Below are 14,483 nucleotides of genomic sequence, written 5' to 3' on the forward strand. Positions count from 1 at the left end.
AAACGGTTATGTTTGACAATTCGGGGTCGAATTTCAAACAAAGTTGTATAAATACGTACAAAGGTGTTATATTTAACATATAATATTCGGATTTAGCGAGGAACCCTAGGTGAAAAAATTAAAACGAAGCGAACGATTGGTCGATATGACCCAATATTTACTATCTAAACCGCATACGCTGATTCCGCTGACAACGTTCGCTGAGCGATATGGAGCAGCCAAGTCATCCATCAGTGAGGATTTGGCAATCATTAAGGACGTGTTCGAGAGCGAGGGGCTCGGAGAGCTTCAGACGCTGGCCGGCGCAGCGGGAGGAGTCCGCCACATTCCGAAGCTGCGCAAAGATCATGCCTTGCGGTTTGCGGAGGAGCTGTGTCAGCAGCTTCAGCAATCGGATCGGATTTTGCCGGGAGGTTATTTGTACATGTCTGATCTGCTCGGACAACCTTCGCTGATGAATGAGGCGGGCAAGATCATTGCCACGGCGTTTGCCGACCGGGATATCGATGTGGTCATGACCGTGGAAACCAAAGGGATTCCGCTGGCCTATGCGACAGCGGCACAATTGAACCTGCCGGTCGTACTAGTTCGACGGGACCATCAAGTGACGGAAGGATCGGCCGTAAGCATCAATTATGTATCGGGATCACATAAGAGCATTCATACCATGTCATTATCCCGCCGGGCGCTCAAGGAACGCTCTCGTGTGCTGATCGTGGATGATTTTATGAAGGCAGGCGGGACCATTCAGGGAATGGTCGATCTGCTTGGTGAATTTAATGCAGAAGTCGCAGGTGTCGGTGTGCTGGTAGAGTCAGGAGCGGTGGAAACCGAGGAAAGACTTCTGGAGGACTATATTTCACTAGCCATCTTAAGCGATGTGGACTCCAAAACGAAGAGAATTACCGTAAACCCTGGTAATTACTTCGAAAAATAGAGTCGCGATATTTGTCGATATAATAGCGTTTTCATTCGAATTAGCCCGAAGTCTGTCGAAAATATCACATTCTAAAAAAAATTCCTGTTTTTAGGACATTTTGTATTAGAAAAAAGAAGGATTTATGGTTTGCTGTGTGGAATTATACACCAAGTCTCTGATGGAAAAAGGTGGTGAACACATATGCAAATTACGGATGTCAGACTCCGCCGTGTTAACTCTGAGGGGAGAATGAAGGCAATCGCATCCATTACCATCGATAATGAATTTGTCGTTCACGACATTCGCGTCATCGACGGAAACAATGGAATGTTTGTTGCAATGCCGAGCAAACGCACTCCTGATGGAGAATTCCGCGACATTGCCCATCCCATTTCTTCCGGTACTCGCGAGAAAATTCAATCGGCTGTATTGGCCGAGTATGAGCGAGCGGCTACTGAAGAAGAAGTGATTGAAGAAGGCGCTTAAGATTTACAATTGGGGTTCAAGGAAAAGAGAGCCATACCTGTGGCTCTCTTTTCTTTTTTTGTAGAATGATATATATTCAGTAGTGAGTTCAAGAGGAGGAGGCATGGCCCTTGAAAAGATTTGCTATTGTGCTCGCCGCTGGGCAGGGCAAACGTATGAAATCCAAACTATATAAAGTGCTGCATCCTGTTTGTGGCAAGCCGATGGTCGGACATGTATTGCAAACTGTACAGCAGGTAAACTGTGAACGCAGTGTTGTGGTCGTAGGCCATGGTGCGGAAACGGTTCGCGCTTATCTGCAAGACGCAGCCGAGTATGTACTGCAGGAGCAGCAGCTCGGAACGGGTCACGCTGTGAAGCAAGCTAAGGAATTACTTGGTGGCGAAGAAGGATCCACGATTGTCATTTGTGGGGATACTCCGCTGGTGACGTCCGAGACACTGGAAAATCTTTTGAAGCTTCATGAAAGCAACAATGCGGCCGCTACGGTGCTTACCGCGCATATGGATAACCCGAAAGGCTACGGCCGGGTCATTCGAGGCGAGGATGGCAGCGCACTTCGGATTGTTGAGCAGAAGGATTGCAGTCCGGAAGAGGACGCAGTCACTGAAATTAATACCGGTACCTATTGTTTTGACAATAAAAAGCTATTCGCTGCACTGGATAATGTAACCAACCAGAATGCGCAGCAGGAATATTACCTGACCGATTGCGTCGGCATTTTGAAACAAGCCGGCGAGACCGTGCTTGCTTATCAGACCGATGATTACGCGGAATCGATTGGCGTTAACGATCGCCTAGCGCTGTCGGAAGCTGAAGGCTTCATGAGAGAGCGCATCAACCGCAAGCACATGTTGAACGGTGTTACGATCATTGACCCGGCTTCAACCTATATCGGAGCTGATGTTAAGATTGGTTCAGATACAGTGCTTTATCCCGGTACCGTCCTGAAAGGGAATACAGTGATCGGTGAAGATTGCGTGATCGGACCGGATACCGATATCGAGGACTCTGTTATCGCGGATGGCGCAAGCGTCAAACATTCGGTGCTCAGCAGCGCTGAAGTCGGCACCCGGACCTCCGTAGGACCGTTTGCTTATCTTCGTCCAGGCGCCAAGCTGGGGGATGATGTAAAGGTGGGCGACTTCGTCGAAGTGAAGAACGCCACGATTGACAACGGCTCTAAAGTATCCCATCTCAGTTATGTTGGTGATGCCAAAGTCGGCAAAAACGTTAATATCGGCTGTGGTGCGATTACAGTCAACTATGATGGTTATAATAAGTCCATTACCGAAATTGAAGATGATGCATTTATCGGCAGTAATGTGAATTTGATTGCACCGGTGAAGGTGGGCAAGGGCGCATTCGTTGTTGCAGGCTCTACCATTACGCATTCCGTTTCGGACAATGATCTGGCCATCGCCAGACATCGTCAGGAGAACAAGCCAGGGTACGCAGAGAAGATCCGGGCACGCGCCATCGCCAAGAAGAACAAGAAATCGTAATTATCCCTGCTTCCATAACCAAGATATGAAGCGGTGATCGGATACCTAATTCAACGAACCAGCACGGAGGGTTTTTATTCTATGACTTATCTTGATTCTAAATTAAAAATATTCACGTGTAATTCCAATCCTAAACTTGCCCATCAGATCGCCGATTATATCGGCATTCCGATGGGGGAATCGCATACAACCAGCTTTAGCGACGGCGAGATTCAAGTAAAGCTCTCCGAAAGCGTACGGGGCTGCCATGTTTATATTGTGCAGTCCACTTGTTTGCCGGTGAATGATAACTTGATGGAGCTGCTGGTTATGGTGGATGCGCTCAAGCGGGCATCCGCGAAGAGCATCAACGTGGTTATTCCGTATTACGGATATGCCCGTCAAGACCGCAAAGCGCGTTCGCGGGATCCGATCACCGCTAAGCTGGTTGCGAACCTGATTGAAAAAGCAGGAGCTCATCGCGTCATTACGATGGACCTGCATGCGATGCAGATTCAGGGATTTTTCGATATTCCGGTGGATCATCTGCTCGGCGTACCGATTCTTGCCCAATATTTCCGTTCAAAGCAGATCGAGAACCCAGTCGTTGTATCTCCGGATCACGGCGGTGTGGTTCGCGCGAGAAAGCTTGCTGATTTCCTGAATGCGCCGCTGGCGATTATCGATAAACGCCGACCGGAGCCGAACGTCAGTGAAGTCATGAACATTATCGGGAATATCGAAGGCAAGACCGCTATTCTGATTGATGACATTATCGATACCGCCGGTACGATTGTGCTGGGTGCCAATGCGTTGATGGAAGGCGGCGTGAAGGAAGTCTACGCGTGCTGTACACATCCGGTTCTCTCGGGCCCTGCCCATGAGCGACTGGAAAACTCCCCGCTGAAGGAAGTTGTTGTAACAGACACCATTCCGATCACCAATCCGAACCCGAGCAGCAAGCTGACGGTGTTGTCGGTTGCTCCGTTGATGGGTGAAGCCATCATCCGGGTTCATGAGGAATTGTCGATTAGTAAATTGTTTGAAATAGAATAATAAACCGTGTAAAGGCAGGGTTACATCTCCTCATGAGGAGATGTAACCCTTGTCGGCTATAACGACTTTGCCGTTTTGGTTAGCAAAAAGCAGAGGAACAGTCAGAAAGAAAACGTTTTCATAAGTCCAGCCTGTTAATAGAGATCCAGCTTGTTAATATCCGGGCCTAGAGATAAAAGTGAACGTACTCCGGTTGTACAGCGTTCCCTCAAGCTCGACAAAGTAGGCGTCGACTGCCGTGATCAGACCCACGTCTATGTGACAACCCAGTTCATAGACTTGAACAGGGATGCCATGCTTCATATGGTATTGAAAATGGCTGTGGTGCGTTAATTTCTGTTCGAAAGCTTTCAATGCCGATTCACCTTCTTATGAGGCATAACGCCGATAGGTTTTGTTCATATTGTACTCAGAAATGCGCAAAGAAGAAAGTATAAATCGTGAAAGGAATCAACCTGTGATGAAATGGATTGTCGGACTGGGCAACCCCGGTTCAAATTATGAGAAGACACGCCATAATGTTGGATTCATGGCGCTGGATGCACTGGCAGAGCGACACGGTATGAAGTTCAACCAGAATAAATGCAAATCGGTCATCGCCGAAGGGATGATTGGCGGCACCAAAACCGTCCTGATCAAACCGATGACGTTCATGAATCTTTCGGGCGAGGCCGTGCGTGCTTATATGGATTATTATAAAGTGAGTCTTGAGGACATGATTGTGGTCTATGATGATTTGGATACCGTGGTCGGTAAGATCCGCCTGCGGTATCAGGGCAGTGCCGGAGGACATAATGGCATTAAATCCATTATTCAGCATACCGGGACTCAGAGCTTCAACCGTGTTCGTATGGGCATATCGAGGCCTGAGCCGGGTTATGCGATTGTGGATTATGTGCTCGGTACTTTTCCGAAGAAGGAACGCGAACAGCTGCAGAGCATGGTAGAGGAGACCTGTGACGCGCTGGAATTCAGTCTGGATCATACCTTTGAACAGACGATGGCGAAGTTTAACAAGTCTTAGAAAAGCATCATAGAATGGAAGTATCCAAAGAGATGATTCCTAAGTCATAGGGCAACCGTAACATCGAAGTCTTAAACGAGGAAAATCCGGGCATACTGAAGGTATACACGACCTTCAGGAGGCATATGATGGCGATAACCTATGTTTGCAGACATTGTCGGGCGTTTCAAGGCCGCATCGATTCCAATTACGTATCCGAAGCTCGTCTCGGATTTGATTCCTTGACCCCTGAGGAACGCAAGGATATAATAGCCTATGATTTTAACGGAGAAATGATGGTCCGGGTAACCTGCGATCATTGCAGAGAAGCCCTCGAAGCCAATCCGGAACTTAGCCTTTTGGCAAATCCCCTGCAATGAGCGTATAATGGGGTACACGACGTTTTTTTGGTAGAAGACATACAGCGGCAGGCTTTGCCGCTGCTCTAGCCTTGGCAGTTTTGCTCAAGGCTTCTTTTCGGTTATAATTTTTTGGCAATCGTCTAAAATTCCATAAGAAATAGAGTCTAGGAAATTCATTTCTTTTGCATAAGAGAGGTGCCCCTTTTGTTACAAGCACTTATTGATGTATTTTCGAAGGATTCGGACTTCAAATCCATAACCGCTGGCGTCCAAGCCGGCATGAGGGAGCAATTGATCTCCGGTCTTTCTGGGTCGTCCAGGCAGATCTTAATGGCCGCATTGCACCAGGACCAGGAGCGACCGCTGCTCGTTGTCACTCATAATATGTTTTCAGCCCAGAAAATTGCGGATGATTTACAGGAAGCGCTCTCACCGGACCAAGTATTGTTATACCCGGCGAATGAACTGGTAGCGGCCGAATCGGCCGTTTCAAGCCCCGAGACTCTGGCGCAGCGGATTGATGTACTCGTCCGTTGTGCCAGAGGCTTCCGGGGTATTGTCGTTGCGCCATTTTCCGGCGTGCGTCGTCTGCTTCCAGCTCCTGAAGTGATGTCTGATGCACGAATTGTACTTCATGACGGCGGGACACTCGTGCTGGATTCCTTCCTGAACCAGATGATCGAGATGGGATATGAACGGGTGGAGCGCGTCGAGAGCCGCGGCGAGATGAGTGTCCGCGGCGGTATCATCGATTTTTATCCGATGACAACGACCATGGCGTACCGCGTCGAACTGTTTGATGAAGATATCGACTCCATTCGTACCTTCGACCCGGCAGATCAGCGCTCGATTGACAAGGTCCGGGAAGTCACCATTACACCATGCAAGGAAATTATTGCAGATTCAGAGCGGCTAAGCCGTACAGCGGATACGGTGGTCCGTCTGCTGGAGACGCAGCTCGAGCGCATGAGTGATCGTCAGGCCAAGCTCCGTCTGCGGGATGAAATACACCGGGAAGTTGAGATGCTGCGCGAGCGGATATATTTCCCTGAAATCTATAAATATATCTCCCTGTTGTATCCGGAGAAGACCAATCTATATGATTACTTGCCGAAGGATACGATTCTGATTATGGATGAGCCTGCTCGTCTGTTAGAAACAGCCAAGCAGCTGGAGCGGGATGAAGCGGAATGGAATTTGCATCTGATGCAGAATGGCAAATCGCTGCCGGATCTGCCGCTTTCACTGGATACGGAAGAACTGATCTATCAGCATCCCTATCAAAGTCTACTGATCTCGATCTTCCTGCGACAGGTGCCAAGAATGCAGCCGCAGAATATCGTCAATGTGATTACGCGCGGCATGCAGGATTTCCATGGCCAGATGAACGTGCTCAAGGCTGAGATGGAGCGCTGGAAGAAGTCGGGTGTTCAGGTCATGATGCTGGCAGGCGATGCGGAGCGGATGGACCGCATGCGGCGGGTACTGCTGGACTATGGCATCGAAGAACCGATTATGTTTGAGGGGCATCTGCAGAATGGCTTCGAGATGCCTTCGGTTCATGCTGCCATTATTACAGAGAGCGAAATGTTCTCCTCGAAGCAGCGCAAAACACGCAAAACCACAAAGAATATGGACAACGCCGAGCGCATCAAGAGCTATACGGAGCTCAAAGTCGGCGATTATGTGGTGCATCAAAACCACGGTATCGGGAAATATATGGGGATCGGGACGCTCGAAATCAACGGAATCCATAAGGACTACATGCATATTCTGTATGCCGGGGGCGATAAGCTGTCCGTTCCGATTGAGCAGATCGATCTCATCCAGAAATATGTCGGTTCGGAAGACAAGGAGCCGAAGGTTTACAAGCTGGGCGGAAATGAATGGACGCGGGTTAAGAACAAGGTTCGCTCTTCCGTTCAGGATATCGCCGACGATCTGATCAAGCTGTATGCCGAGCGTCAGACTGCGCCTGGGTACGGATTTGAGAAAGATACGTCGGAGCAGCAGGAATTCGAGGACATGTTCCCATATGATGAAACACCTGATCAGCTTCGAGCGATTACCGAAATCAAAAAAGACATGGAGCAGAACCGGCCTATGGATCGGCTGCTGTGCGGTGATGTCGGTTACGGGAAAACGGAAGTGGCCGTTCGCGCTGCGTTTAAAGCAGCGATCGAAGGGAAGCAGGTTGCGGTACTAGTACCGACGACGATTTTGGCCCAACAGCATTACGAGACGTTTCGGGAGCGTTTTGCCAATTATCCGATCAACATTCAGGTGCTGAGCCGTTTCCGGAGCCGTAAGGAGCAGAATGAGACGATCAAGAAAGTAAAGCAGGGCTCTGTCGATATTTTGATTGGGACGCACCGATTGCTGTCGCAGGATATTGTGTTCAAGGATCTGGGACTGCTGATTGTGGATGAAGAGCAGCGGTTTGGCGTTACGCATAAGGAGAAATTGAAGAAGCTGAAGACCAATGTCGACGTACTGACGCTGACGGCAACGCCGATTCCGCGTACGCTGCATATGTCGATGCTCGGCGTTCGGGATTTGTCCGTGATCGAGACACCGCCGGAGAACCGTTTTCCAGTGCAGACTTATGTCGTAGAGCATAGCCAGACCCTGGTGCGGGAAGCCATCGAGCGAGAGCTGGCCCGGGGCGGTCAAGTTTACTATCTCTACAATCGGGTTCAGGGCATTCAGGAGATGGCAGCCCAGATATCCATGCTGGTACCGGAGGCCCGAGTGGGTGTGGGACACGGGCAAATGTCGGAAACGGAACTGGAAAAGACCATTCTCGACTTCCTGGACGGCGAACACGACGTATTGGTTAGTACGAGCATTATTGAGACGGGTGTGGATATCCCGAATGTAAATACGCTTATCGTGCATGATGCGGACAAAATGGGCCTCTCCCAGCTGTATCAGCTGCGCGGACGCGTCGGACGTTCCAACCGGATCGCTTATGCTTATTTCACGTACCAGCGGGATAAGGTGCTGACCGAAGTGGCCGAGAAGCGGCTGCAGTCCATTAAAGAATTTACGGAGCTTGGCTCCGGATTCAAGATTGCGATGCGGGACCTGTCGATTCGCGGCGCGGGCAATCTGCTCGGAGCGGAGCAGCATGGCTTTATTGCTTCCGTCGGGTTCGACCTGTATTCACAGATGCTGGCGGAGGAGATACAAAAACGCAAAGTCAGCATGCTGGGCGAGCCGCCATTGCCATCGAAGGACTGGAACACTTCCATCGATCTTGGGATTGATGCTTATTTGCCGTCAGATTACATTTATGACAGCATCCAGAAGATCGAAATTTATAAAAAAGTGGCTGTCGTTTCGTCTATCGACGAATCGGCGGAGCTTGAGGATGAACTGCTTGACCGCTTTGGCGAGCTGCCGCTTGCGGTAAGTAACCTGCTTGCTGTATCCCGCTTGAAGGTATATGGTCGTACGTACGGGATCGACTCCATTATCCAGCGCGGCGACGATGTGCTGCTGCAGTTTTATGAAGGGCAGGATAAGACGGTTGATACAGCAGGACTTGCGCAAATTGGAAATATGTTCGAAAGACGTGTACAATTTGAACAAGGGCCGACGATGGCCATTCGAATCAAAGGCAAGGGACTTTCCGATCAACAACTGTTAGAATTGCTGGAGCAATTCCTGGAGGCCGCAAAAGGGCCATTCAACCTGAAGGGAGAACTACAAAATGCCGTCAAGAAATAACAAGGCATGGAAGACGTTTATGGTATCCATCACAGCAGTGCTATCCATGTCGATGATCGCTGCGTGCGGAAACGACAAGACTAAGGGAACCGAAAATGATAATAGCAAAGTTATTGTCAAATATAAGGGTGGAGAGATTACCGAGAAGGAATTTGATCTGGAACAGCGCATGATTCAGTTCATGTCCCCGGAATACGCCCAATTTTTACAAATGGATGAATTTAAAGAGTATTTGGCGAAACAGGGGGTAGCCTATGAATACCTGTACGCCAAAGCTGACGATAAAGCGAAGGAAGCTGCCGGGAAGCAAGCGGACGATTTGTTAAAGCAGCAGAAGAGCGGAATGGGCGAGGAGCAGTTTAAAGCTGCTCTAGAATCGCAGAAATTGACGGAAGACGATCTCAAAAATTATATGCTTCGCGTCATGACCGTTATGGAATATGAGAAGAGTCAGGTAACCGAAGAGAATATCAAGAAGGAATTCGAGGCGAACAAGAAGGATTACACCAACATTAGCGTTCGTCATGTCCTGATTGGTTTTAAGGATGCGGAAGGCAAGGAAAGAGCGGAAGGCGAGGCGCTCAAAATTGCCAAGGAAGTACAGTCCAAGCTGAATAAAGGCGAGGACTTTGCTGCGGTCGCTAAGAAATACTCCGAGGATCCGGGCTCCAAGAACAGCGGAGGCCTGTATGAGAACAAACCGGCAGGCACTTGGGTACCGCAGTTCAAGGAAAAGGCGCTGACGCTTGAGCTTAATAAGATCAGCGATCCGGTAGAAACTGACTACGGTTACCATGTCATGAAAGTAGAGAAGCGCGAGGAAGTGTCTTACGACAAGCTGCCTGCCGATCAGAAGGAAGGCATTCGTAATGAACTTGCCTCGGCGAAGATCGACAACTTTATGCAGAATGAGCTCAACGACCTGATTGAGAGCATGAATCTTCCGAAGAGTGAGAACGCGGACAAGCCTGCCGAAGGCACAGGAGACCAGAAGAAAGACGGTACCACTGACAAACCTGCCGAAGGTGATCAAACACCGGATGCAGGCAAGGAAGACACGGGTAAATAAGCCCGCAGACAAGGTCCGGCAATTGATATTGTAATGCGCTGCGGGTAATGCTGGATGTTACGGCTAGCGCATGATCAAATGGTGGGATCTTCGAATCCATAACGTGCGAAATCGCGCGTTATGGATTTTTTCTCCCCTGACATCCGTCTCTTTCGAATGATATTTATTTTTGGATTTCGCAACCAACAGAGGGTAGATGATGTATAAGGAATTGGGAATGGATGAATACTATGGTCAGACATTAACTCTTATATACCTGGGGACATCCTCTTCCCGAATGGAACAGTAGTTGAAAAATCTTCTTATGAAAGTGGGGCAACAAGTGACATGAAAGCTACTGGTATCGTCCGCCGTATTGATGACCTCGGGCGCGTGGTCATTCCAAAAGAAATTAGACGCACACTGCGGATTCGCGAAGGTGACCCGCTGGAAATTTTCGTTGACCGGGATGGAGAAGTCATTCTGAAGAAATATTCACCGATCGGTGAATTGGGCGATTTTGCGAAGGAATACGCAGAGTCCCTTTATGAGAGCACAGGTCACATCACGATCATATCGGACCGTGATACATTTATCGCCGTAGCAGGCGGCTCCAAGAAGGAGTATTTGGACAAGCCGATTGGCAACCTTCTGGAAAACTGCATGGAAAATCGCAAGACGGTGCTGGAAAGCAACAGTGGTACGTATGAGATCAGCAAAGACAATCCGGAAACTTTATCCGCTTTTGTCGCTGCACCTATCATTGCTGGAGGAGACCCGATTGGCAGTGTTGTGCTGCTGAACAAGGACGAATCCGTGAACATGGGTGAGATGGAAGTGAAGATGTCTGAAACCGCCGCAGGCTTCCTCGGCAAGCAAATGGAACAATAAGACAAGGACATGAATCCTTGGATGGAGACTCCCGCTGAACGTTGATCACAGGGTCAATCGGCAGCTGGGAGTTTTTGTTGTCCGGTTTCTCTTTTTTGTACCCCTCTCCCGCCCTTGGTTATAATGGAGGTACACATGGCAGCATCTGCGCAGATGTTTGTTCTGTGATACGAAAAAAAAGAAACTAGGGGATTGGAAGAGGATATGAAACCAGATCAAACAGGGGCAAGGCTTCTGCAGGGAGCGTTTATTCTCAGTGCGGCCGCGCTTCTGTCCAAGCTGATTGGCACACTGCAAAAAATACCGCTGCAAAATATGGGTGGGGATGCCGTCTTTGGCATCTACAATACGGTTTATCCGTTCTATATGATGATCATTACGATAGCGGCGGTTGGCTTCCCCGCGGCGGTCTCCAAATATGTGGCAGAATATGAGGCCGAAGGGCGCACTGAGGACGGCCATCGCCTGCTGCGCCTGTCTTCCGTCTCGTTGGTGCTGTTCGGTCTATTTCTCGGCTTCCTGATGTATGTCTGTGCTCCGTGGATCGGGATGTGGATCGGAAGCAGTCAGGTTGTGCCCGCCCTCCGCGCAGGTGCGTTGGCGCTGGCATTCGTGCCTTGGATGTCGGTCCTGCGCGGTTATTTTCAAGGGCTGCACAATATGGTGCCAACGGCAATCTCCCAGATTACGGAGCAGGTTGTCCGTGTTGGGGTCATGATTGTGCTGCTGCTCTACATGATCCGTGCCGGTGCCGATCCCGACGTAATTGCCGCCGGAGCGCTGCTCGGATCTGCTGCCGGTGGCGCCGCCGGTCTATTGGTGATGGGAATATACTGGCGCAAGCATGTCCGGTCAACTCGGGGTGAAATACAAGGAGAAGTAAGTCAAGGATTCGGAGCGGCGGGTATGAACGAAACGGGGATGCGTGCCGATGTAACTAGAGAGGGAGCAGGTGTTCTACTTGGCCGCCTGCTTGCTTATGGAATCCCCGTCTGTCTTAGTCTGCTCGCTGTTCCACTGATTGGACTGGTGGATACCTTCACGGTGCCCCGGTTATTGACATCCGGTGGACTGGGCGAAGCAACGGCCATGGCGGAGTTTGGGGTCTATAACCGCGGATTGCCGCTTGTCCAGTTGGTTACGATGCTGGCTGCTTCGTTGTCGGTTCTGTTTATCCCTGCGCTGGCGGAGGCCAAGTTCAAAGGAGAGTCCGCCCGGGTTGCAAGCCAAACCCGCATGGCCCTCCGTTGGTTTTGGCTGATTGGAATGACGGCCTCCGTAGGCCTGGCAGTGCTGGCTGAGCCGATTAACGTCATGCTGTACGAGGATGCTGCTGGGACGGTGACGATGCAGGTGATTGCCTTTACGGCTGCTGGGGGTACGCTAAGCACGATTACTGCTGCGCTGCTTCAAGGGATCGGTATGGTCAAAGCACCGGCGGTTCATCTGCTGGTTGCGGCTGGGCTCAAGCTGCTGCTCAACCTGATGTTGGTGCCGCAGTTCGGCATTACCGGCGCAGCCATCGCCGGCGTGGCTGCGCATCTGACCGCCGCCGTGCTCAACCTTGCGCTGCTCTCGCGAAGCGCCGGCACCCGCCTTGACGTCGGCGGCATGTTCGCGAGGACGCTGCCGGTCCTAGCCGCGGTGGCACTGGCCGCCTGGGGCGCAGGTGAGGCAGCCGGCGGCATCCTGGCGGCTGCCGGCTTCGCCCCGGGCCGCCTCACCCACGCGGCTGCGAGCCTGAGCGGCGTCGCGGCTGGCTGCGGCGCCTTCCTTATCGGCGCCGCACTCACGAAGCTCCTCACCGAGGAGGAGCTTCGGATGCTGCCAAAGGTCGGAAGACCGCTGGCGGCCTTCTTGCGGGCCCTGCGCGTGCTGCGCTGACCCGGGCTGACGTGAGATGTTTGATCTTCTGTGATATAGTAGTGTACGATAATGACGTCGACAAGGCGGACGAAGACGAAAGGAAGTAGCGTATGAGTGCATCCATTACGGTGGTCGGCTTGGGTTCTGGCAACCCAGATCGATTGACGATAGGTATCATAAAAACCATGCAGCGGGCATCGAAGGTGTATGTGCGTACATTATCTCATCCCGTCATCGCTGCGTTGAATGAGTTCCAGATTCACCCGGAATCGTTTGACCATGTGTATGAAGCGCATGACACCTTTCCCGAGGTGTACGAATCCATTGCATCCGCGCTAATCAACTTGGCTAAGGCTGCTGAGGATGATCGTGAGCTTGTCTACGCGGTGCCCGGGCATCCGATGGTAGCGGAGGCAACGGTTCGGTTATTACGGGAGCGCTGCCCGGGAGAGCATGTGACGCTTACGGTGCTCGGCGGTGAGAGCTTTCTGGACGAGGCCTTCGTTCGCCTTGGTTTCGATCCCATTGAGGGCTTCCAGCTTCTCGATGCGGCTGAGCTACGTGCAAGTGTCATCCAGCCGCAGCTCCATACCCTGATCGGCCAGGTGTATGATATGTTTACCGCTTCGGAAGTTAAACTGGCGCTGATGGAACTGTATCCGGACGAATATCCGGTCATTGTCGGCCATGCGCTGGGCGTTGAGGGCGAGGAAGTGATCCAGCGCGTGCCGCTCTACGAGCTTGATCGCATCGACGGGTATGGAAATCTTTCGCTGGTCTACGTACCCCGAAGCGATGACAGCCTGCTTCGACAGCGAACGTTTGCCAGACTCCATGAGATCGTTGGCATTCTGCGCAGTCCTGAGGGCTGTCCATGGGACCGTGAGCAGACCCATGAATCCATCCGCAAAAATCTGATCGAAGAAACCTATGAGGTATTAGAGACGATTGATGAGGATGATCCTGAGCATATGCAGGAAGAACTCGGGGATCTGCTGCTGCAGATTATGCTGCATTCTCAGATGGAAGAGGAGCTCGGTACCTTTACGGTGTATGATGTCATTCAAGCGTTGAATGACAAGTTGATCTTCCGTCACCCGCATGTCTTTGGCGAGAGCAGCGCCAAAGATGCGGAATCTGCCCTGCAGAACTGGGAGCAGATGAAAGCGGAAGAGAAGCGCCGCAAAGGGCTCTCCCCAGAGAAAGCTTCGGCACTGGATGGCATTCCGCGGGATCTTCCCGCCTTGATGAAGGCGTACAAGCTCCAGAAGAAGGCATCCAAGGTTGGTTTCGATTGGGATAATATCGAGGGCGTGTTCCAGAAGATTGAAGAGGAACTCGGTGAACTGAGGCAGGCGGTGACCGAGGGCCAGTCTGATGAGGATACGGCGCTTGAGCTCGGCGATCTGCTGTTCGCGGTCTCCAATGCGGCAAGATTTATTGGGGCGGACCCGGAAGAAGCGCTTTCGAGAACGAACCGGAAGTTTGTCAGTCGCTTCAGCTACATAGAGGAGCAGCTTACCGCCCAGGGGAAAACCTTGCAGGAAAGTACCCTGGACGAGATGGAAGCCCTATGGCAGGCAGCTAAATCGGGATCGACACAAAGCGGCGGTATCGATGTGTGAAAAAGGCAACT

12 protein-coding genes are annotated in these 14,483 nt (G+C 51.0%); 11 read left to right on the forward strand and 1 reads right to left on the reverse strand.

All coding sequences use genetic code 11. The features are described 5' to 3' along the window. Positions 1–109 precede the first annotated feature (109 nt). The 4 genes from purR to NYE54_RS00190 all read left to right on the forward strand — a co-directional run bounded on the left by purR (position 110) and on the right by NYE54_RS00190 (position 3,945). A complete protein-coding gene (purR, locus tag NYE54_RS00175) occupies positions 110–937 on the forward strand; it encodes a pur operon repressor (protein ID WP_339269195.1) in 828 nt (275 codons plus the stop codon). Between the two features lie 183 nt (positions 938–1,120). Beyond that, positions 1,121–1,405, forward strand: a complete 285-nt coding sequence (spoVG, locus tag NYE54_RS00180) for a septation regulator SpoVG (RefSeq protein ID WP_006207419.1) — start codon at positions 1,121–1,123, stop codon at positions 1,403–1,405. A gap of 110 nt (positions 1,406–1,515) precedes the next feature. Further along, the gene (glmU, locus tag NYE54_RS00185) at positions 1,516–2,910 is read left to right on the forward strand and encodes a bifunctional UDP-N-acetylglucosamine diphosphorylase/glucosamine-1-phosphate N-acetyltransferase GlmU (RefSeq protein ID WP_339269197.1); all 1,395 of its coding nucleotides are present in this window, start codon (positions 1,516–1,518) and stop codon (positions 2,908–2,910) included. 81 nt (positions 2,911–2,991) lie between these two features. Beyond that, a complete protein-coding gene (locus tag NYE54_RS00190) occupies positions 2,992–3,945 on the forward strand; it encodes a ribose-phosphate diphosphokinase (protein WP_006207421.1) in 954 nt (317 codons plus the stop codon). Between the two features lie 153 nt (positions 3,946–4,098). Here NYE54_RS00190 and NYE54_RS00195 read toward each other — a convergent pair whose 3' ends face one another. Next, positions 4,099–4,299 (reverse strand): hypothetical protein, encoded by a 201-nt coding sequence (locus tag NYE54_RS00195; RefSeq protein WP_006207422.1) that lies wholly within the window; start codon positions 4,297–4,299, stop codon positions 4,099–4,101. Positions 4,300–4,405: 106 nt separating this feature from the next. Here NYE54_RS00195 and pth point away from each other — a divergent pair, with 106 nt between their 5' ends. From pth to mazG, 7 genes are all read left to right on the forward strand, one after another. Next, on the forward strand, positions 4,406–4,969 hold the full coding sequence (gene pth / locus NYE54_RS00200; RefSeq protein WP_076326543.1) for an aminoacyl-tRNA hydrolase: 564 nt from the start codon (positions 4,406–4,408) through the stop codon (positions 4,967–4,969). Between the two features lie 128 nt (positions 4,970–5,097). After that, positions 5,098–5,328, forward strand: a complete 231-nt coding sequence (locus tag NYE54_RS00205) for an anti-sigma-F factor Fin family protein (RefSeq protein ID WP_339269200.1) — start codon at positions 5,098–5,100, stop codon at positions 5,326–5,328. 186 nt (positions 5,329–5,514) lie between these two features. Next, the gene (gene mfd / locus NYE54_RS00210) at positions 5,515–9,042 is read left to right on the forward strand and encodes a transcription-repair coupling factor (protein WP_339269202.1); all 3,528 of its coding nucleotides are present in this window, start codon (positions 5,515–5,517) and stop codon (positions 9,040–9,042) included. Continuing rightward, on the forward strand, positions 9,026–10,111 hold the full coding sequence (locus NYE54_RS00215; protein ID WP_339269204.1) for a peptidylprolyl isomerase: 1,086 nt from the start codon (positions 9,026–9,028) through the stop codon (positions 10,109–10,111). Before mfd ends, NYE54_RS00215 begins: the two co-directional genes overlap by 17 nt. Positions 10,112–10,438: 327 nt before the next feature. Then, positions 10,439–10,981: a stage V sporulation protein T gene (gene spoVT, locus NYE54_RS00220; protein ID WP_071221080.1), complete on the forward strand. Its 543-nt coding sequence runs from the start codon at positions 10,439–10,441 to the stop codon at positions 10,979–10,981. A gap of 204 nt (positions 10,982–11,185) precedes the next feature. Further along, positions 11,186–12,865, forward strand: a complete 1,680-nt coding sequence (locus NYE54_RS00225; protein WP_339269206.1) for a polysaccharide biosynthesis protein — start codon at positions 11,186–11,188, stop codon at positions 12,863–12,865. 92 nt (positions 12,866–12,957) lie between these two features. Then, a complete protein-coding gene (gene mazG, locus NYE54_RS00230; protein WP_339269207.1) occupies positions 12,958–14,472 on the forward strand; it encodes a nucleoside triphosphate pyrophosphohydrolase in 1,515 nt (504 codons plus the stop codon). Positions 14,473–14,483 lie beyond the last annotated feature (11 nt).

It is taken from the genome of Paenibacillus sp. FSL K6-1330 (assembly GCF_037976825.1).
Lineage (GTDB): Bacteria > Bacillota > Bacilli > Paenibacillales > Paenibacillaceae > Paenibacillus_AQ.